Source organism: Pseudoxanthomonas suwonensis 11-1 (genome assembly GCF_000185965.1).
Lineage (GTDB): Bacteria > Pseudomonadota > Gammaproteobacteria > Xanthomonadales > Xanthomonadaceae > Pseudoxanthomonas > Pseudoxanthomonas suwonensis_A.
The window spans coordinates 2,839,803-2,857,947 of record NC_014924.1 but is presented as its reverse complement, the minus strand read 5'-3'; the positions used below and the strand labels follow the sequence as shown (position 1 = coordinate 2,857,947).

The window sequence follows — 18,145 nt, the reverse complement described above, 5'->3', positions numbered from 1 at the left end:
GCGCCGACGTCCCCCCGCTTTCAGTAGCGGGGCTCTTTAGAGTCCGGGTTTCATCGTAGCGGCTTTGGCCGCCAACTGTTCGGCATAAGCGGCCGGCGTCAGACCGCCCAAGGTCTTCTTCGGTCGTTCCTCGTTGTACTCCCGGCGCCAGGTTTCGATCTCGGTGCGGGCGTGCAGCAGCGTCGGGAACCAGTGCTCGTTGAGGCATTCGTCCCGTAGGCGGCCGTTGAAGCTCTCGATGTAGGCGTTCTGGTTCGGCTTGCCTGGCTGGATCAGGCGCAACTGCACACCGCGCTCGTGGGCCCACGCCACCATCGTCTTGCCGCAGAACTCCTTGCCGTTGTCGGTACGGATCACCTGCGGCAGGCCGCGGGTCAGCGCCAGCCGATCCAGCACCCGGGCCACGCCGTGGCCGGAGATGGCCCGCTCCACCTCGATCGCCACCGCCTCGTGCGTGGCATCGTCGACGATGGTCAACGCCTTGAGCACACGCCCCTCGGCGGTGCGGTCGAACACGAAGTCCATCGACCAGACCTGGTTGGCCGCTTCCGGCCGCAGCAACGGTTGGCGCTCGCCCAGCAACACCTTCTTCCGCTTGCGCCGGCGCACCTGCAACCTGGCCTCCTGATACAGCCGTTCCACCCGCTTGTAGTTCACCGGCCACTGCTCCTGCCGCAGCTTCAGATAGATCATCCCGACGCCATAGCGCTTGTGTCGCTGCGCCAGCGCCAGGATCCGCTCGCGCAGCTCGACGTTGCCATCCGGACGCGGGACGTAGCGCAGCGCGCTGGCGCTCATCCGCACCATCGCCAGCGCCCGTCGCTCACTCAGCCCCCGATCCACCAGATGCCGCACCAGCGTCCTGCGCGCCGGTGCGGTCACCACTTTTTTCGCAGGGCGTCCTTGATGACGTCGTTCTCGAACAGCTGCTCGGCCAGCAGCTTCTTCAACCGCGTGTTCTCGGACTCCAGCTCCTTGAGCCGCTTGGCCTCTGGCACGCTCATGCCGCCAAACTTGCTGCGCCACAGGTAGTAGGAGGCCTCGCTAAAGCCGTGCCTGCGGCACAGCTCCTTGACCGGTAGGCCAGCTTCGGCTTCACGCAGGAAGCCGATGATCTGCTCTTCGGAAAAGCGCTTCTTCACGTCCAATCTCCGTCTCGTTGGGGATTGGACTCCAAATCGACCTGCTACTCAAAGATGGGGGGACGTCGCCCGGAGACGGGCGACACCGCGGAGAAGCGGCAGGGCGGCGCCTGACGCCCCGTAGCCCGGGTAAGCGAAGCGCACCCGGGATTCGCGACAACTGACGACCGGGCCCCGGATGCGGCCTTCGGCCTTATCCGGCTACGGGCTCAGATCTGTTCCGTTGCAGATTGAGGGCATTTTTACGATGTCATTAAGCGGCGCTGAGCTTTCTATAAGTCCTTTGGAGAAGGTCCAATGCCTCGCTCTGCGTTAATCCATCTCCAAGTTGAACCGTGCGCGTGCGGTCCGAGTTACTTCCGAAAGCGCTATTAATCATCGCGTACTTGGCTCGGAAATGGGCGGCGTCCGTCTTGTTATGAAACTTTTCAGGCTTCAGCACAAGCGTAACTCTGTATCGAACCTCATTGGTAGTTTCATCTGGGGCCCTTGAGTGCTCGATATTGAAGTATGAAACCCACCAATTATCCCTACTCAAATGTTCGACATGGGGTGCCCGGATACTTATCCCGCTCCTGCGAGATTCCACGCCATCATCAGATTCCAATTCCAGTAGCGCCATTATCTGTATGGCGATTGCCTCCGGCCGCTCCAACTCTGACAGGAGTTTTGCGGTTCCGCGATTTTGGAGAATGAACAGCATGGCGCTGCTGGGTTGCTCCTCATGCTCGAACCAGGCCGCTGTCATCCTGGGCCCAACGAATCTATGCAACTCTCGAATTGCTTCGGGATAGTCGCGGAGGAGTGCAGCTGCTATTAGTGTTCGTTTTCGATCAAGCGGATCTTCCCATTGAGTCCGCTCTGTGCAGTAGCTCGCAACTAGTTGGGCGGACGCATTGCCACGCTCAACTTGCCTGACGGCGCGATCGGCCGATGCCTTCAGCCAGCCGTATCCGACGTGAAGCCACGTGTCGGCGCATGGTTGCTTCCCTTCTTCGTCATAGTCAAAATCCTCGCTCATCGCAATGAAGGCAATGACGAATTTGCTTAATCGCCTGTTCTTCTCGATCGCATCCTCGAAGGCTTTCTGATAGCGGTTGAGTTGAGCCTCGGTGTGCTTTGTCTTCGTCTTATTCTCAATAACTACGATGAGTTGATTGTGCTCGTCGATGATCGCGAGATCTGATCGACCCTGCCGATCAAAGCCGAACTCACGCACTGCAAACGCGCCGCAAAATGACGTAGTTCGTATTCTTGAAGGCGTCCAGCGTTCGAAGAATCGCCGTGTCGACGGTTGGGTTTGTCCGAGCCATCTCGACTTCGTCGGCTCAATTGTCATGGCACGCTTGGATGCATACAGCAACAGGTCGCGCAGGATCTCGTCGCCCTGCCCATGTCCCTCTCGCGAATCGAAAAGCCAGGCAAGGATGTTGCTGTTTTGGTTTTCACTCAGTTCAATCAGGTCGAATGCATCGCTTGCCCCCCGCTGGAGTTCATTTAACTCAGCGAGTCTGGGGTCGGCCATTAGTCGCTCAAAGTCCCTTGTTGTATGTATGCCCATCGGTAATCCCCTTCCCTGAGTTTGGTCGCTTTGAAAATTTAGCAGTCGAGGAGGCGTTGCGCACGCTTGACTCAGTGCTCTCCAAGGACGTGAGTCGATCCTGCCGCATTAGCGGAGAAGGAAAGCCTCCCCGTGGGTCGTGCTGGTGGCATGCTTGGCGTGGGGCCGCCCCGGCACGCGGCGAGGGGGAGCAATGACAGCGCAAACGCATGAAAACCTAATGATCGATGGCCACCCCCGCAGCATGATGAGCTGCCCGGATTTCCCGGTGGGGTCGTTTGGCATCGTAGAGGTGGAGAACCCGGGGAGGGGGGTCTGGTACTCCACCGCCTGCTGGCGGGAGTACGTGGGGACCTGGGTGCTCGATAACGGCCGTCTTTTCCTGTGGCGACTGGAGGGGAAGTACCGGTTGCAAAATCCGGATCCGCTGTTCGCCAGTTGGTACAGCGGCACCCTCGTCGTTCCGGACGGCAGGCTAGTGCACTACGTGCATATGGGATTCGGATCGATCTACGAGCGCGAGATCCACATCACCGTGGCGAACGGGTTGGTTACCCACACCGAAGTGGTCGACAACCGGGCCAGGCTGGAAGCATTGCGGCCGTAGTAGGTCGGGCGAGTCTGATCGGGGTGACTTCCGTAGCCGGGTAAGCGGAGCACACCCGGGATTCGCGCGCCCCGGTGGCCGGGACCCCCGATGCGGCCTTCGGCCTTATCAGGGCTACGCCGCTGCACACGCGCATGACCGTCTTCGGCGCAGGCTGGAGTGCCCGACCCAAGACAAGGAGCCACGCCATGGGCACGCCCCAGACCCCTGACAGCATTCAGAAGTCGCGGCAGGAGAAGTCGCCGCCGCCCAAGTGCGAGGACGCGCATCCGGGAAAGCTGTCCAACCCGGAGACGGGCGACACCGCGGAGAAGCGGCAGGGCGGCGCCTGACGCCATGTGCCCAGGTAAGCGGAGCGCACCCGGGGTTTGCATCGCCCGATGACGAGACCCCGGATGCGGCCTTCGGGCTTATCCGGGCTACGGATCAATCCTCTTCCGCCGCCGCTTCCCGTCCCTGCTGGCGGATCAGCGCTTCCTCTCGGGCATCGTTGATGGCGTGGCGCACGCCGTCGATGTCCGGCGCCGACTCGTCATGCTCGAACACGCCGGTCAGTCCGGTGTCCGGGCGCAGCTCGCCGGCCTCGAACAGGGCCCACATCTCCTCGCCGTACCAGGTGTCCAGCAGCTCGGGCGCCCAACCGCCGAGGCAGGCGGTGATGTTGTTGACGTCACGCAGCAGCATGGTGCGCGCGGCGTTGTTGCCGGCGGCGCTGACCACCTGCGGGAAATCGATTACCACCGGGCCATCGGCGGCGACCAGTACGTTGTAGGGCGAGAGGTCGCCATGGACCAGGCCGCTGCAGAGCATCTTCACGATCTGCCGCACCAGGAAGGCGTGGAAGGTGCGCGCCTGCTCCGGTGAAAGTTCCACCTCGCCCAGGCGCGGCGCCGAATGCCCGGCGGCATCGACCACCAGCTCCATCACCAGCACGCCGTGGAAGTAGCCATGCGGCTCGGGCACGCGCACGCCGGCCTCGCGCAGCTGGTACAGCGCATCGACCTCGGTGTTCTTCCAGGCCGTTTCCTGCTGCTTGCGGCCGTACTTGCTGGCCTTGCCGATCGCGCGCGCCTCGCGGCTGCCGCGCACCTTGCGACCTTCCTGGTACTGCACGCGCTGCTGGAAGCTGCGCTGGGCCATGTCCTTGTAGACCTTGGCGCAGCGCACGTCGTCGCCGGCGCGCACCACGTACACGGACGCCTCCTTGCCGCTCTTGAGCGGGCGCAGCACGGCGTCGATCACGCCGTCGTCGATCAGCGCCTGCAGGCCGGCGGGAGTTTTCATGGCACCTCTTGGGGAAACTGGCGATGGCGCAGGGGGCCGGGAAAGCCGGCGCCGGCGCGCCGGAGTGCGCGAACGATACACTGCGCGACCCCCGACCCCGTGGCGCGCCGTTCATGTCCAACCCCATCCGCCTGGCCCGACGCGTGGCCGAACTGGCCCAGTGCTCGCGCAGCGAGGCCGAGCAGTACATCGAGGGCGGCTGGGTGAAGGTCGACGGCCAGGTGGTGGAGCTGCCCGGCCACATGGTCACCAGCGAGCGGGTGGAGATCGACCCCAAGGCCCGCCTGCAGCCGGTCGAACCGGCGACCTTCCTGCTGCACAAGCCGGCCGGCGTGGACCTGGAGGCCGTCGCCGACACGCTGGCCACCCTGCTGCCGCCGCAGGAGCGCTGGGAAGGCGACACCAGCAACATCCGCACCCTGCGCAAGAACTTCCAGCGCCTGGCCTCGCTGGTGCCGCTGGAGCCGGAAGCCAGCGGCCTGGTGGTGCTGAGCCAGGACGGCCGCGTGCGCCGCCGGCTGGTGGAGGACTTCGCCACCATCGAGCAGGAGTTCGTGGTCGAGGTCGAAGGTTCCCTGGAACCCTGGGGCCTGTCCCGCCTCAGCCACGGCCTGACCTTCGAAGGCCTTGAACTGCCGCCGGGCAAGGTGAGCTGGCAGAACGAGACCCGCCTGCGCTTCGCCCTCAAGGGCCCGCGCCCCGGCCAGCTGCGCGCCATGTGCACCCAGGTCGGCCTGGAGGTCGTCTCCATCCGCCGCCTGCGCATCGGCCGCATCCCCCTGGCCAAGATGCCCCCCGGCGCCTGGCGCTACCTCCCCGTCGGCGAGAAGTTCTAAAGACCGGGGTCAGAGTCCAATTTCCCGCGATGTAAAAACCGGGGTCAGAGTGCGATTTTCCGCGGGAAATCGCACTCTGACCCCGGTTTTCATGCCGCCTGCCTGCCCGGCGCGCCTGCTGATTCCCCGGATGCGGCCTACGGCCTTATCCGGCTACTCGCTACTCGCAACTGCCAACGCTCTGGCCCAACCGACGCGGCCATACCGGCAAGCCCGCGACCAGGCAGAACACCACGCCGACCAGCAGGCCGGCGCCGGTGCCGATCAGGGCGGATTCGAGCGCCGAGTAAAACCGGGGTCAGAGTCCAATTCCCGCGATATAGAAAACCGGGGTCAGAGTGCGATTTTCCGGCGGGAAATCGCACTCTGACCCCGGTTTTCACTCCGCCTGCCTGCCCAGCGCGCCCGCCGATTCCCCGGATGCGGCCTGCGGCGTTGTCCGGGCTACTCGCAACTGGCTACGCCCTGGACTTGCCGGCCCCAGACCGGCAAACCCGCGACCAGGCAGAACACCACCCCAACCAGCAGGCCGGCGCCGGTGCCGACCAGGGCGGATTCGAGCGCTGATTGCCGCGAGACCTGGATCCAGAAAGGAGCCGCCATGCCAATGCCGGCAAGCGTCGAACCAGCGCACACCGCCAGCCAGCTCAACCTGTCCTTCGCGCGCAGCCACAGCAGGTAGGGCAGGCCGAGCACCGCCATGGCGATGGCGCCGCACACCGTGCCGACGACCACGACGATGCCCGCTGCGAGATAGAAATCGGCTTGCCGGAGGTGCAGTTGCCAGGACGCGGCGATCCAGATGCACAGGGCCACCGGAACCGCCAGCGGCGCGACCAGCACCGCCTTCCAGAACGCCGGCATCCGCGGTGGCCCAGTGCCGGTGCGCGCCGCGGCTCCGCCAGCCGGCGACCTCACGCTCGCGTCCATCCCTGCCCTTACCTGCTCGCCTGCAACTTCAGGTCGATGCACTGGTAGTAGATGTCGTCCGCGTCCTCGGCCGAAGGGTCGTAGGGCGCCTTACCTGCCTCGGTCATCAGCTGGATGATCTGCAGGGTGCAGTTGTCGCATTCCACGTCGGGCAGCTTGAGGTCCAGCGAGTAGGCCTTGCCGTTCTCGGCCACGTCGTGGCGGCCGAAGTCGTCCACCAGCACGGTGGCGTTGTTGTAGAAGTCGCCGTCGCCGCAGTTGGGCTCGCCCTCGGCACAGGTGCGGCTGGCCGGGGCGATGCTGGCCGGGTTGCGGAAGTCGTCGTCGCCGTCGTTGTCGAAGGCGATGCGGAAATAGCCCGGGTGCGCGACGTACTCCACCCAGGACAGCTTGATCGTCTGGCCGGGGGCGTAGGTATGGACGTTCTCCCCACGCTCGCCATCGGGTCGCCCGCATGGCGCGCTCTTGATCTCGCCGGGGCCGTAGCGGGAGGTGTGGCTATCGCTGAAGTCCACGGCGAAATGGGCATGGGCCGCGCCCGCGACCGTACCGGTCAGGAGCAGCAGCAGGCAGGCGGAAAGCCGGGAATGCATGGGCGACTCCTTCGGAAGGGGCGATGCGGACATTACACAAATCCTTTGCCGCGGGCGCGGAGGCCTTCCGATCAGCGGAATACGCCAGCTGCGGATACTGGAGTAGGCTCGCCGCATCGGCAGCGGGGAGGCAGCCTTGCGGCCTGTCCTGGCAGGTCGGGCAAGCCGACCGCCCCCGGGTGCCGACATGCGTGGGTGCGGCGCAATCGGACCGCGCCCGCAGGGGAAGTAGGGGTTGATGAGAGACGCACGATCCGCCGGATCACCCGGTATCAGGGTCGTGTCTCCATTTTCACGGAAGGAGAGGGGATATGCGCGTTCTTGTATTGATTGCAGTGGTGCTGCTGGCAGCCTGTTCGACGACGAGTCGTGTCCACCAGGCGCATTCTGGACTGCAGGGGAAGACGTTCGATTACCGGTTGGTGGACCGCGGTGGCGACAATGCCGAAGGCGTCGCGGAGCTCGACCGCGTGATCCGGAACCGGCTGTTCTCGGCGGGCCTGGTCGACCAGGGGGCGTCCGCTGGTGCGGTGGAGGTCACCGTGACCCATTACTACGTGCGGCATGGAGCGGCGCGGGCCCTGGTCGGCATCATGGCCGGACGGGACAAGATCATCAGCCATGTCCGCGTGCTCGATCCGGCCGGCGCCGTGCTCGCCTCGTTCGAGGTCGAATCCACCAATGCCACCGCCTGGGGAACAACAGGTGGCCTGCATGAGAAGCACGCCGACGAGATCCTGGCGCAACTGAAACGCCAGTAACGCCCGCCGCGACCCTGCGTAACCGGCATTCGCAGCGCACCGGTGCAGGTGCGCTGCGGGTGTGTCCGGAGCTGGTCGCGACGTTTGCGAAGTACAGGTAGTCCAACAGCCAAGGGGGACAGGATGGAGAGCTTTTCCCGTTTGTTGCTTGTGATGTTTGGATTTCTCGCGCCTGCAGGGCATGTACTGGCGGCGGGGGCGGAACAGGGGGATACGGCGACCACGCGTGCGAATGAAGGGCTTTCTGGCTTCAACGGGGTGACGTTCAACCCCGCGATCTACTACCTGCATTACTCCCAGGACGTCATCGAGGATTCCGGTGACGTGCGTTTGCGGAGCAACGGAACCCTCGACGCTTCCGCGACAGGCAGCAACGCGGTCCTGGGCCTGGAGGTGCATGCTGGTGGTGGCGTGGCATATGACATCTGTGACATGGCCTGTACCGATTCGAAAAAGAAGGTTGTCCGGACCTGGGGCTGGGTGGTTGGCCCGTATATCGGCGTCTTCGATGTGACCAGTGGTTTGAATGGGTTCGCCGGTGGAGTTGCAGGCGAGATCTGGCGTGGCGACGCCGAAGGCAAATCCAAGAAGCACTTGTCGCTGGGCATCGGCCGTTTCGTCCACAAGCGCCGCCTTGTCCTGGCCGGTGACGTCCAGATCGGACAGGAACTGCCCGAGGGGCTGGAACTGGTGGACGCAACCCGCCGGAAGGATGTAGGCGGCTGGACGATCATGCTCTCCGGGGGAGTGTCCGATTTTTTGTGTGCAGGGCAGCAATCAAGGTGCCGCCCGCTCGATGCGGTCACCGAACAGTATCGCGAACTGGTTCATGGCTGCCGTCCAGTGAACCGGAGGCTTGTTCCAGACTGTCTTGATGTTGCGCAGAGCCAGCCAGATCAGCTTGGTGGCCGCCTCGTCGGTGGGGAAGTGGCCGCGGGTCTTGATCACTTTGCGCAGCCGCGCATTGACGCTTTCGATGGCGTTGGTGGTGTAGACCATCCGGCGCACCTCGGGAGGGAAGGCGAAGAACGGCACCACCTGCGTCCACGCACGCCGCCAGGCAGGGGCGACGGTGGCGTAGCGCTGGCCCAGCGGGCTGTCCTCGAGGACTTGCAAGGCCGCTTCGGCGGCCTCGGCGTTGGGGGCGGTGTAGATCGGGCGCAGCAGGCCCGCCATGGCCTTGCGCTCGCGCCAGGGCACGTAACCGAGGCTGTTGCGGATCAGGTGCACGATGCAGGTCTGCAGCGTGGTCCGCGGGAACGCCGCCTCCAGCGCTTCGGGTAGGCCCTTGAGGCCGTCGGCTACGCCCAGCAGGATGTCGCTGACTCCGCGGTTGCGCAGGTCGGTGAACACCCGCAACCAGAACCTGGCGCCTTCGGTGTGCTCGATCCACAGGCCCAGCACGTCCCGCGTGCCGTCGCGTTGCACCCCCAGGGCCAGGTACACCGCCTTGTTGTGGACGACCCCATCGGCCCGGATCTTGACCCGCAGTGCATCGAAGAACACCAGCGGATAGACCGCCTCCAAGGGCCGGCCCTGCCACGCCGCCACCTCCTCCAGTACCGCATCGGTGACCCGGCTGATCAGGTCCGGCGATACCTCCACGGCATACATCTGGCGCAGGTGCTGCTGGATCTCGCGCACGCTCATCCCCCGTGCGTACATCGACACGATCTTGTCGTCGAAACCGGCAAAGCGACGGGAGTGCTTGGGCACCAGCTGCGGCTCGAACGAGCCGGCCCGGTCGCGGGGAATATCCAGCCGTACCGCCCCTTCATCGGTCAGCACCGTCTTGCCAGTGCGGCCGTTGCGGTGGTTGCCCGGGACCTCTGCCGCGTCCAGGTGGGCCTCCAGCTCGGCGTTCAATGCCCGCTCCAGGAAGGCCTTCTTGAACCCCCGGAACACCGCCTCCAACCCCTCCGGGGTCATCGGCCCCGGTACCAGCTGCTCCAGCAGCTCCGGCGGGATCCTCACCGCCGCCTGCCCCTCCACCCCAGCTAACGGGGCCTTCTTCTTGGCCATGGCCTGCTCCTCCTGCCTTCAAGGGTAGGCCCTGCACACAAAAATCCTGACACCCTCGGCGCGCAAGCCTCGGAGCCCCAATCGCAAGGCCCTGGGCTCCATCCGCAAGGCTCCAAGCTCCAACTTCGAAGCTCAGCAGCTCCAACGCCGGGGCTTTTTGCCTTGCGCGCAAAGCCTGGAGCCTCGCGTGCAAGGCTCCGATCCTTGCGCCTGGAGCTCCGAGCCTTGCGTTTGGAGCTCCGAGCTTCGACTTCCGAAGCTCGAAGTCTTGCGCTCGGAGCTCACCAGCCTTGCGCGCAAGGTTCCGAGCTTTGTGCTTGAAGCAAAAAGCCTTGCGTTCCGGGCTCCGGGGCTTGCGCGCAAGGCTCCGAGCCTTGCCGTTGCAAGCCTCATTGCCTTGCGCGCAAGGCAGGGGAGCCTTGCGCACGAGGCTCCGGGCCCGAAGCGCAAGGCCCGGAGCCTTGCATGCAAGCCTCCGAGCCCGGTGGTCGGGATCCGGAGCCTTGTGGTTGGGTGGCCGGCACTGGCCCGGGCAGCCGGCCCCATGCAGCTCGTCGGCAAGTCCTTGGCGACCATGAGCCGTGATGGCAGGATTGCCCGCTTTCCAAAGGGGAGTAGTGCCAATGCTGCATAGGGGAAAGCTTGCCGCCGCGATGATCCTGGCCCTGGCCGCCGCCGGCTGCGCGCAGGACACGGCGCCGGCCAACGCGGGCGAGACCGGCCAGGCCGAGGCCGTGCCGGCTGATGCCGCCGCGCCGGCCGAAGAGGCCGCGTCCAGCGACGCCGCCGCGCCTGCACCCGTCGCCACGACTGGCGGCAAGACCCGCGCCTGCATGATCGCCGGCGAGTTCGAGCTGTTCGGCGAGCGCATCCGTTCGCGCGACTGCCTGCAGGCCGACGGAAGCGTGTCGGAGGAGATGCACCGCAAGCTGTGCGAGTCGCTGGCCGAGGGCTCGGCGAAGATCGGCAGCGGCAAGGCCGGCGAGGTCACCTGGATGGACGCCTGCCCCAGCCCGAACCAGGGCAGCTGCAAGGGCATCTTCGGCCAGCCCGGACTGTCGGCTTCCTACTACGAGCGCAGCGGCGACGGCCTCACCTCCCTGCCGAGCAGCTGCCAGATGGGCGGCGGCACCTGGGAAGGCTGAAAACCGGGGTCAGAGTGCGATTTCGCCGACGCTGACCCACGCAAAGGCCAGGATGCAAGTCCTGGCCTTTTTCATTGCGCAAACCGCACTGCGCACCGTTTGCCGCATCCGTCAATCGGCTACTGGTGGCCGGACCGAGGCACTACAATGCGCGCCCCCGTTTTCGCCCGCAGTGCATGGACATCGTCGTACTCGAAGAGCTCAAGGCCTATATCGATCCGCTGACCAACGACGAGTACGAGGCACTGGAGCGCAGCCTGCTGGCCGAAGGCTGCCGCGATTCGCTGGTGCTGTGGGGCGACATCCTGGTGGACGGCCACAACCGCTACGGCATCTGCCAGAAGCACGGCATCCCCTTCAACACGGTGCAGAACACGCGCTTCCAGTCGATGGAGGACGTGCACCTGTGGATGATCGAGCAGCACCTGGGCCGGCGCAGCGTGTCCGACTACCAGCGCGGCGTGCTGGCCCTGCGCAAGCGCGAGATCATGGCCCGTCGCCTGCAGGCCCAGCGCGAGGCCGAGCTGGAGGCCCTGCGCGCCGCCCAGGCCGCCACTGCCGCCGCCGAAGCGGCCGAGGCCGAAGCCGCGGAAGCCGCCGAGGCCCTGAAGGCCAAGGCGGAGCCCGACGACCTGCCGCCGTGGGACCCGGTGCCGGTGAGCCGCGCCGAACTGGCCCGCGAGGCCAAGCTCAGCGCCAACCAGGTCGCGATGATCGAGCGCATCCACACCCAGGCCGCGCCCGAGGTGGTGGAAGCGCTGAAGGCCGGCGAAATCTCGATCAGCGCCGCCGCCGCGGTCGCCAGCCTGCCGGTCGAGGAACAGCGCAACGCCGCCCAGGGCGGCAAGACCGAGCTGAAGCAGGCCGCAAAGCGCGCGCGCGAGGCGAAGAAGCGTCCGCGTGCCGGGTCGGAGGGCGAGGGTGCGGCAGCGGAGGGCGGTGAGGCTGGCGAGGGCGCGGAGCCAGCCACCGACGTGCGCACCCTGCAGCGCCGCATCACCCAGCTCGAGCGCGAGAACGAGGAGCTGCGCTCCAAGGTCGCCACCCTGCAGAACCAGCTGGTGCGGATGCGCGAGGCGGGGGTGCAGGCGGGGTGACCTGCCGGGACGTGCAGTCCCGCGCGCTTTGTTGCTGACCGCAGTTCCATGGACCAGGGCAGGTCCCGGGACATCTGGGAGCGACCCCGGTCCCGGCGCTAAGCTTGGCCTGCCCGCAGGGAGCGGGCTCGATCAAGGGGAGCAAATGAAGCGTCGCATCCTGGCCGCCGTACTGGCGGCAAGTGTATTCCTGTCCGGTTGTGCCACCTACCAGGCCGGTAGCCTTTCGGTTTCCGAACAGCTCAAGCGTTTCGAGCCCGTGCCCGGGAAGGCCAGCATCTACGTCTGCCGGATCCCGGCCGTGCTGGTGGCCCGCGGGGTCAAGACCGTCGTCTACGTGGACAACGAGGCCATCGGCACCCTGCGCCAGAACAGCTTCGTGCACACCGTGGTCGAGCCTGGCAAACACGGCGTGCTGCTGCGCCATGACGGCATCAACGCCGGTGCGGGCGGCTTCATGCCGTTCGAGGTGTCCGCCGGCGAGGTCCGCTTCTTCTGGGTCGGCGTGACCGGCAAGGGCTGGGGCGTGCTCACCGTCGACAACTTCGACAGCGAGCAAGAGGCGCGCGAGTGCGTGCTTGGTGCCGAGTATTCGGTGCCCGGCGCTGCGCAGTGAGCTCACAGGCGCAAGCAGGCCCGGGGAGCAGTCTCCTGCTGGTCCTGGACGCCACGGAGCGCTTGCACGGAAGCATCCTCCCACTGTGGGAGGACCTCCCCGCCATATCCGAGCGGCGCGCCTTCATTGCGCACAGCTTCTGCAGGATCGTGCGTGATGACGTTCGGGCCCAGTACGCGCTCTTGCGCCTGGGCCTGGATGTGCCTGCTTTGACCTTGGTCAGGCCATGCTTTGAGGCACTGGTTCGGGCGATCTGGGTAAAAGAAGGAGCAAAAGAGGAATGGGTCGCGGCTTTCCTCACGCTAACCGCGGAAGCGATCAGCTCAAGCGGCGAGACGCAGATGGGGCCATCGGTAGGACGCATGTTGGAAGAGATTTCCAATCGCTGTCCAGAATTTGTCTGGCGACCCCTAAGGATGCTCAAGGATGAAACATGGCGTGCGATGAATTCCTATGTTCACGGAGGCATTCGCGCCATTGGTCAGGTTAACTCTCCGGAGAACTGGGATCAGCTGGCAAGTGCCATGTTGAATGCCAACATGATGCTAGTCATTGCAACGAATCTGGCACGGATGACTTCCGGGATGCGAAGTCCGGAGATAGCCGCTATACAACGCAACCATCCCGGTGCGCTTCCGCCACCGCCGTAGGAAGCGATATAGCCTGTAGCTGTTGATTTTGGCAGCAGGACGAGCCTGCTGGGTGACAAACTTACGCAACCCGTTACGCATATCCGGGAGGAGCGGTGGATCTGAGGTGCTCCGGCAGGCCTGCAGGTTTGTGTGGCAGGTTCATCGTTTGGATCATGCCTCTGTTAGCAGTTGGACTGCGGACCGCCAAGCGCTTCTTAGCTTCCGGACTGCTGCTGCCCGCCCTGGCCGCCGCGCAATCCGCCGACATTTCCTTGCGCCTGTCTCCCGGCACGGAGCCAGACCGCGTCCGCATCGAGCTGTCGCGCCCGATATGCGAACCGGTGTGGAGGTTTGCCGAGGGCTATCCTGGAGATCGCAGCGCCGCGTGGGGTGACATTGAAGGCGCTCGATGGATGGAGGGAGCGTTGGAAGCCGACGCGGGAAGCTGTCTTTCGGAGCTGGCTCTCGAGCTGCCGTGGGACCAGCCCACGGTTGACCGCACGTATCCAGTGCTCCTCGGTAACCCGGATACGTTCGCGGTCTACCTGCCGCACCTGGTGCCGGCGGGCATCGCGATGGTCATGGTCGATGCGGGTGCCTTCTGCACGGAGAGAGGCTCGTGCGCTGACGGTCGCCTGTACCGGGAGGACGAATGGCGCGACAGCGAGCCGTATGTGGTGATCGGGTCATTCGAGCAACCGTCCGCCGGTTCACGGATCCGTGCCCAGCCCGGTACCCCGCCCTGGATCGTGAGCGCGCTTGGCCAGTCAGCGGACACGGCCTTCCGTCATGCAGCCGCGATGTACGGGGCGCTGCCCCACCAGGGTTCGCTGATCCACGTATTCCACGATCCGCGCCCGGACGGCACCCGCTGGCGTGGGTGGAGCAGCGGACAGATGCTGTTCCTGGTCTTCAGTGGACAGGGCTGGAGCAGCGAGAGCGAGGAGCTTGGCAGGGAGCTGGATACGTTCCTGGTCCACGAGATCCTGCATCTCTGGAATGCGTGGAAGTACCCGGCAGCCGATGGCGCCCCAGCCTGGCTGACTGAAGGTTTTGCCGAGTTCCATACCCTGGCCATCGGCCTGGGTAGCGGAAGCATCAGCACCCATCTGGCTGCGGAGAGGCTGCTTGCCACGGCAGGCCGTTGCCTGGGCCGGTTGCCTGCGCAAACCTCGTCGCGTCCCGCCGGAATCGACCGGACCCCATACGATTGCGGGCTGTTGGCCAACTGGCTGGTCGCCGAGCGTGCGAGTGGGAATGGCCGCAGCATCGCTGATGTCTGGCGGGAAGTGTTCACGGCGCCTGACGGCCGGCATGGCGTCGTGGATCTTGCGGCTGCAGCTAGGAGTGACGGCGACACGAGGTGGATCCGGGAGGTGCTGTCGCCGGACCAGTTGGAGAAGGTCCTGGAGGATCTCGGTTATGCCGTCGGACGTGATCCGTCGTCGGAAGGGTTTCGCTCGAAAGTCAGGAACGCGGTGTACGTGGGTCTGCTTGCCACGGCCTGCGATGGTCCGCCCTACGGGTACTACGAGCATCCCGACCACGTGGTGTTTGATACCGGCCGGCGCTGCAAGTGGCTCGACGGCGATCCGAAGGTCACGGGTTTCAATGGCCATGACCTGCAGCACGGTGAGCCAACCGCTGCTCTGGTCGAGGCGCGCCAGGCATGCGCGGGCGGGCAGCTATCACTGGACCTGCTCGACGGCGGGCAGATGACGGTGCCATGCAAAGCGAAAATCCCTGAGCTGGTGCCACCGGTGACCGTTACCCGGGAAGGCATGCCGGCAATCGTGGAGCGGGTGATGCGGGCCGTGCGCTAGCAGAGCTTCCGTTTACTTCAGCGGCGCATCCTTCGCCAGCGGCCGTGCGTGCTGTACGAGGGTCAGCAGCAGCTTGCCAGGCTCTTCGGCCAGGATCTCGTGCGCGGAATGCTCGAACCACTCGAAGTGCTTGTAGGGAGCATCGACACGGTCGAACCACTCGCGGGCGACGTGCGAGTTGACGCTGCGGTCGTGGCGGCCGGCGAGGATGACCAGGGGGCAGCGCAGGCGGGTGTGGCGGCTGAGGTCCAGGCCGAGCACGTCGGCAAGCAGGAAATCCTGCGACCAGCCGTTGCCGTCGTAGGCACGCGCGGCCTCCTCGTCGCTGTATTCCGGTGACAGGCGCACGGCCATGCCGTCGACCTGGCCCTCGCGGTAGGCCATCACGCCGCCGAAGCGGTCGGACCAGCGTCGCTCGATGATGATGTCCTCCAGCGGGATCGGCTCGCCGTCCTTCGCGTACGGCGCGATCGATTCCAGCTGCGCGATGGCCTCGCGGTTGCCGGTGCGGCGCGCCTGTTCCAGCGCGTAGGCGTAGCCGCGGCGCTCGCTCTCGGGGCTGTTCACGGCCTGGCCCATGCCGATGTACGCGTGCAGCCATTCCGGGCGGCGCAACGCGAACTCCAGGCCCACGTAGCTGCCCCACGAGGTGCCAAGCACGAACACCTTGTCCTGGGAGAACTCGCGGCGCAGCCAGTCGACCAGCTCCTCGGTGTCGTCGACGAAGCGCTGCCGCTGCATCGTCGGCGCGACCGTGGCTGGATCGTTGGCCAGGTAGGTCTTGCCGGCGCCGCGCTGGTCCCAGTGGACCACGGTGAAGTACTCCTCCAGCCCGCGCGTGGCCCACCAGGCGATGCCACTGGTGGGAAAACCGGGGCCGCCGTGGATGACCAGCAGCACCGGGTTGGCCCGGTCCTGGCCGCGGATGCTCACGAACTGCCGGATGCCGCCGATGGGCAGGTACTCGTAGCGCTCCACGCCGGTCGGCGCGACGATGCGGCGCAGCTCGCGGATGACGCCGACGGCGTCCTCGCGCGGCGAGGCCTGCTTCTCCTGTGCGGTAGCAGGATTGCCTGCGACCAGTACGGCGACGGCAACAGCGAAAAGCCGGAGGGTCCACATACGCCTGGTCCTCGTGGGGGAAGGGGAGCGCGGCAGCGTTCCACTTTACCGGGGAATGGAGGCGACCCGGACGCGGGCTCTACACGTTGTAGCCGGGGTAAGCGCAGCGCACCCGGGGCTCGGGGTTGTGGCAAAGCGGATGTCCCGCAGGCGCGCCTCGCCCTTGGAGGGCTACGACTTCCTCGCCCGGGACAGCAACGCATGCAGCAGGATCGCGCCGAAGGTGGCGGTGCCGATGCCGCCGAGCGCGAACTCCCCGAACTTCAGGGTGAACTCGCCGGTGCCCAGGATCAGGGTGATGGCGGCGACGATCAGGTTCTTCGTGTCCGAGAAATCCACCCGGTTGTCGACCCAGATGCGCGCGCCGGCAATGGCGATCAGGCCGAACACCACGATCGACACGCCGCCCATCACCGGCAGCGGGATGGCCTGGATCAGCGCGCCGAACTTGGGCGAGAAGCCCAGCAGCACCGCGATCACCGCCGCGCAGACGAACACCGCGGTGGAGTAGATGCGGGTGGCAGCCATGACCCCGATGTTCTCGGCATAGGTGGTCACGCCGGTGCCACCGGCCGCGCCGGAGACCATGGTTGCCACGCCGTCGCCGATGAAGGCGCGGCCCATGTAGCGGTCCAGGTTGCGGCCGGTCATCGCGGTGACGGCCTTGATGTGGCCCAGGTTCTCGGCGACGAGGATGATCACCACCGGCACGATCAGCATGATCGCGCGACCCTCGAACACCGGCGCGTGCAGCGAGGGCAGGCCGAACCAGGGCGCGGCGACGATCGCGCTCACGTCCACCGGCTTGCCCAGGCCCAGGCCGTTGGTCAGCGCCGCATAGATGAGGCTGGCGATGACCAGGCCGATCAGGATCAGCAGGCGCTGGACCATGCCGCGGGTGAACACCGCCACCAGCGCCACCGAGAGGAAGGTCACCGCCTGCATCCACGCATCGAAGTTGCTGGCGGCCATGTTCCTGATCGGGATCGAGGCCAGGTTGAGGCCGATCACCGCGACCACCGCGCCGGTCACCACCGGCGGCATCAGCCGCTCGATCCAGCCGGTGCCGATGAGGTGCACCAGTACGCCGACCAGGGTGTAGACCAGGCCGCAGGCGATGATCCCGCCCAGCGCGAGGCCGATGTTGGCGTTGGCGCCCTGGCTGGCGACGTAGCCGGTGGCGACGTTGACCACGCCGATGAAGGCGAACGAGGAGCCGAGGTAGCTGGGCACCTTGCCGCCGGTAATGAGGAAGAAGATGAGCGTGCCGGTGCCGCTCATCAGCACCGCGAGGTTGGGATCGAAGCCCATCAGGATCGGCGCCAGCACGGTCGAGCCGAACATGGCGATCACGTGCTGCACGCCCATCAGGCCGGTCTGGGGCCAGGGCAGGCGCTCGTCCGGTCCGATCACGCCACCGCCCTGCAGCACGGCCGGCGACCGCTCGGTCCACGAGAACATGCCCATACGCATCCACCCCCGAAGTTTGGCCCGCCGATCTTAGGGCATCGCCCCCATCCACTGCCGCGCGAGCGAAACCGAAAACCGGGGTCAGAGTGCAATTTCGAAGACCGGGGTCAGGGCAAAAACCGGGGTCAGAGTGCGATTTCGCCTCGAACGGCCCCATGTCCGCGGCATCGCCCGGGCGAAATCGCACTCTGACCCCGGTTTTATTTCGCCACGCTACACCCGGGGAATCAGGATCTTCGGGAGGGAAATTGCACTCTGACCCCGGTTTTTGTCCCGGGGAGAAATTGCACTCTGACCCCGGTTTTTGTCCCGGGGAGAAATTGCACTCTGACCCCGGTTTTTCTGGGGGCCGTACCGGGCCGTAGGCATTCCGGCGGTCATCCGGATGCGGCCGCCTGTCCCGGGAGGCTCGCTGAAACCATTCTCCCGTGCGATCCTTGGCCCATCGCTGCCGGAGGGGGTGGCGGCCATTCCGGGATGCGGCGCGGGGAATGCGCGCCGTCG

At 65.7% G+C, this 18,145-nt stretch carries 17 protein-coding genes; 9 read left to right on the top strand and 8 right to left on the bottom strand.

The genetic code is table 11. From position 1 onward, the window contains the following. Positions 1–36: 36 nt before the first annotated feature. Positions 37–1,142 (bottom strand): IS3 family transposase gene (locus tag PSESU_RS13090; protein WP_155942714.1). Its coding sequence is split into 2 segments (ribosomal slippage): positions 37–884 and positions 884–1,142, totalling 1,107 coding nucleotides; the frame shifts between segments, so codons are not numbered across the junction. Between the two features lie 253 nt (positions 1,143–1,395). Further along, positions 1,396–2,667, bottom strand: a complete 1,272-nt coding sequence (locus PSESU_RS15980; protein WP_162145833.1) for a PD-(D/E)XK nuclease family protein — start codon at positions 2,665–2,667, stop codon at positions 1,396–1,398. Positions 2,668–2,923: 256 nt separating this feature from the next. Here PSESU_RS15980 and PSESU_RS13080 point away from each other — a divergent pair, with 256 nt between their 5' ends. Both PSESU_RS13080 and PSESU_RS16280 read left to right on the top strand, forming a co-directional pair. Continuing rightward, positions 2,924–3,310, top strand: coding sequence for a hypothetical protein (locus tag PSESU_RS13080; protein ID WP_049782358.1), 387 nt, complete (start codon positions 2,924–2,926; stop codon positions 3,308–3,310). 188 nt (positions 3,311–3,498) lie between these two features. Continuing rightward, on the top strand, positions 3,499–3,642 hold the full coding sequence (locus tag PSESU_RS16280) for a hypothetical protein (protein ID WP_013536265.1): 144 nt from the start codon (positions 3,499–3,501) through the stop codon (positions 3,640–3,642). Between the two features lie 94 nt (positions 3,643–3,736). Here the strand turns inward: PSESU_RS16280 and PSESU_RS13070 are convergent, their stop codons facing one another. Further along, positions 3,737–4,594, bottom strand: coding sequence for a PA4780 family RIO1-like protein kinase (locus PSESU_RS13070; protein WP_013536264.1), 858 nt, complete (start codon positions 4,592–4,594; stop codon positions 3,737–3,739). A 113-nt stretch (positions 4,595–4,707) separates the two neighbouring features. Here PSESU_RS13070 and PSESU_RS13065 point away from each other — a divergent pair, with 113 nt between their 5' ends. Next, on the top strand, positions 4,708–5,430 hold the full coding sequence (locus PSESU_RS13065) for an rRNA pseudouridine synthase (RefSeq protein ID WP_041764154.1): 723 nt from the start codon (positions 4,708–4,710) through the stop codon (positions 5,428–5,430). 444 nt (positions 5,431–5,874) lie between these two features. Here PSESU_RS13065 and PSESU_RS13060 read toward each other — a convergent pair whose 3' ends face one another. Then, the gene (locus PSESU_RS13060; RefSeq protein WP_013536262.1) at positions 5,875–6,294 is read right to left on the bottom strand and encodes a hypothetical protein; all 420 of its coding nucleotides are present in this window, start codon (positions 6,292–6,294) and stop codon (positions 5,875–5,877) included. Between the two features lie 74 nt (positions 6,295–6,368). Next, the gene (locus tag PSESU_RS13055; RefSeq protein WP_013536261.1) at positions 6,369–6,953 is read right to left on the bottom strand and encodes an SCE4755 family polysaccharide monooxygenase-like protein; all 585 of its coding nucleotides are present in this window, start codon (positions 6,951–6,953) and stop codon (positions 6,369–6,371) included. A 311-nt stretch (positions 6,954–7,264) separates the two neighbouring features. Here PSESU_RS13055 and PSESU_RS13050 point away from each other — a divergent pair, with 311 nt between their 5' ends. Then, entirely contained in the window at positions 7,265–7,714 is a 450-nt protein-coding gene (locus PSESU_RS13050; protein ID WP_013536260.1) for a DUF4410 domain-containing protein, read from the top strand. A gap of 777 nt (positions 7,715–8,491) precedes the next feature. Here PSESU_RS13050 and PSESU_RS13045 read toward each other — a convergent pair. Further along, positions 8,492–9,736 carry an IS256 family transposase gene (locus tag PSESU_RS13045; protein ID WP_013536259.1) on the bottom strand — a complete coding sequence of 415 codons (1,245 nt, stop codon included), beginning with the start codon at positions 9,734–9,736 and terminating at the stop codon, positions 8,492–8,494. Positions 9,737–10,359: 623 nt separating this feature from the next. On the opposite strand from PSESU_RS13045, the gene PSESU_RS13040 reads away from it, so the two are divergent. The 5 genes from PSESU_RS13040 to PSESU_RS13025 all read left to right on the top strand — a co-directional run bounded on the left by PSESU_RS13040 (position 10,360) and on the right by PSESU_RS13025 (position 15,049). After that, positions 10,360–10,881 (top strand): hypothetical protein, encoded by a 522-nt coding sequence (locus PSESU_RS13040; protein ID WP_013536258.1) that lies wholly within the window; start codon positions 10,360–10,362, stop codon positions 10,879–10,881. A 176-nt stretch (positions 10,882–11,057) separates the two neighbouring features. After that, positions 11,058–11,978 carry a hypothetical protein gene (locus PSESU_RS13035; protein ID WP_013536257.1) on the top strand — a complete coding sequence of 307 codons (921 nt, stop codon included), beginning with the start codon at positions 11,058–11,060 and terminating at the stop codon, positions 11,976–11,978. A gap of 145 nt (positions 11,979–12,123) precedes the next feature. Continuing rightward, positions 12,124–12,594, top strand: coding sequence for a DUF2846 domain-containing protein (locus tag PSESU_RS13030; protein ID WP_013536256.1), 471 nt, complete (start codon positions 12,124–12,126; stop codon positions 12,592–12,594). A gap of 62 nt (positions 12,595–12,656) precedes the next feature. Continuing rightward, positions 12,657–13,244: a DUF6988 family protein gene (locus tag PSESU_RS16275; RefSeq protein WP_155942773.1), complete on the top strand. Its 588-nt coding sequence runs from the start codon at positions 12,657–12,659 to the stop codon at positions 13,242–13,244. A 155-nt stretch (positions 13,245–13,399) separates the two neighbouring features. Beyond that, the gene (locus PSESU_RS13025; protein ID WP_013536254.1) at positions 13,400–15,049 is read left to right on the top strand and encodes a hypothetical protein; all 1,650 of its coding nucleotides are present in this window, start codon (positions 13,400–13,402) and stop codon (positions 15,047–15,049) included. A gap of 12 nt (positions 15,050–15,061) precedes the next feature. On the opposite strand, the gene PSESU_RS13020 is transcribed toward PSESU_RS13025, so the two are convergent. Both PSESU_RS13020 and PSESU_RS13015 read right to left on the bottom strand, forming a co-directional pair. Continuing rightward, entirely contained in the window at positions 15,062–16,171 is a 1,110-nt protein-coding gene (locus PSESU_RS13020; RefSeq protein WP_013536253.1) for an alpha/beta hydrolase, read from the bottom strand. A gap of 171 nt (positions 16,172–16,342) precedes the next feature. Beyond that, positions 16,343–17,632 carry a solute carrier family 23 protein gene (locus PSESU_RS13015; protein WP_233275226.1) on the bottom strand — a complete coding sequence of 430 codons (1,290 nt, stop codon included), beginning with the start codon at positions 17,630–17,632 and terminating at the stop codon, positions 16,343–16,345. Positions 17,633–18,145: the final 513 nt, after the last annotated feature.

Coding starts and splice junctions, on each gene's coding strand:
- PSESU_RS15980 (WP_162145833.1), bottom strand. CDS start 2,667: ATGGCCGACCCCAGACTCGCTGAGTTAAATGAACTCCAGCGGGGGGCA.
- PSESU_RS13080 (WP_049782358.1), top strand. CDS start 2,924: ATGATCGATGGCCACCCCCGCAGCATGATGAGCTGCCCGGATTTCCCG.
- PSESU_RS16280 (WP_013536265.1), top strand. CDS start 3,499: ATGGGCACGCCCCAGACCCCTGACAGCATTCAGAAGTCGCGGCAGGAG.
- PSESU_RS13070 (WP_013536264.1), bottom strand. CDS start 4,594: ATGAAAACTCCCGCCGGCCTGCAGGCGCTGATCGACGACGGCGTGATC.
- PSESU_RS13065 (WP_041764154.1), top strand. CDS start 4,708: ATGTCCAACCCCATCCGCCTGGCCCGACGCGTGGCCGAACTGGCCCAG.
- PSESU_RS13060 (WP_013536262.1), bottom strand. CDS start 6,294: ATGCCGGCGTTCTGGAAGGCGGTGCTGGTCGCGCCGCTGGCGGTTCCG.
- PSESU_RS13055 (WP_013536261.1), bottom strand. CDS start 6,953: ATGCATTCCCGGCTTTCCGCCTGCCTGCTGCTGCTCCTGACCGGTACG.
- PSESU_RS13050 (WP_013536260.1), top strand. CDS start 7,265: ATGCGCGTTCTTGTATTGATTGCAGTGGTGCTGCTGGCAGCCTGTTCG.
- PSESU_RS13045 (WP_013536259.1), bottom strand. CDS start 9,736: ATGGCCAAGAAGAAGGCCCCGTTAGCTGGGGTGGAGGGGCAGGCGGCG.
- PSESU_RS13040 (WP_013536258.1), top strand. CDS start 10,360: ATGCTGCATAGGGGAAAGCTTGCCGCCGCGATGATCCTGGCCCTGGCC.
- PSESU_RS13035 (WP_013536257.1), top strand. CDS start 11,058: ATGGACATCGTCGTACTCGAAGAGCTCAAGGCCTATATCGATCCGCTG.
- PSESU_RS13030 (WP_013536256.1), top strand. CDS start 12,124: ATGAAGCGTCGCATCCTGGCCGCCGTACTGGCGGCAAGTGTATTCCTG.
- PSESU_RS13025 (WP_013536254.1), top strand. CDS start 13,400: ATGCCTCTGTTAGCAGTTGGACTGCGGACCGCCAAGCGCTTCTTAGCT.
- PSESU_RS13020 (WP_013536253.1), bottom strand. CDS start 16,171: ATGTGGACCCTCCGGCTTTTCGCTGTTGCCGTCGCCGTACTGGTCGCA.
- PSESU_RS13015 (WP_233275226.1), bottom strand. CDS start 17,632: ATGTTCTCGTGGACCGAGCGGTCGCCGGCCGTGCTGCAGGGCGGTGGC.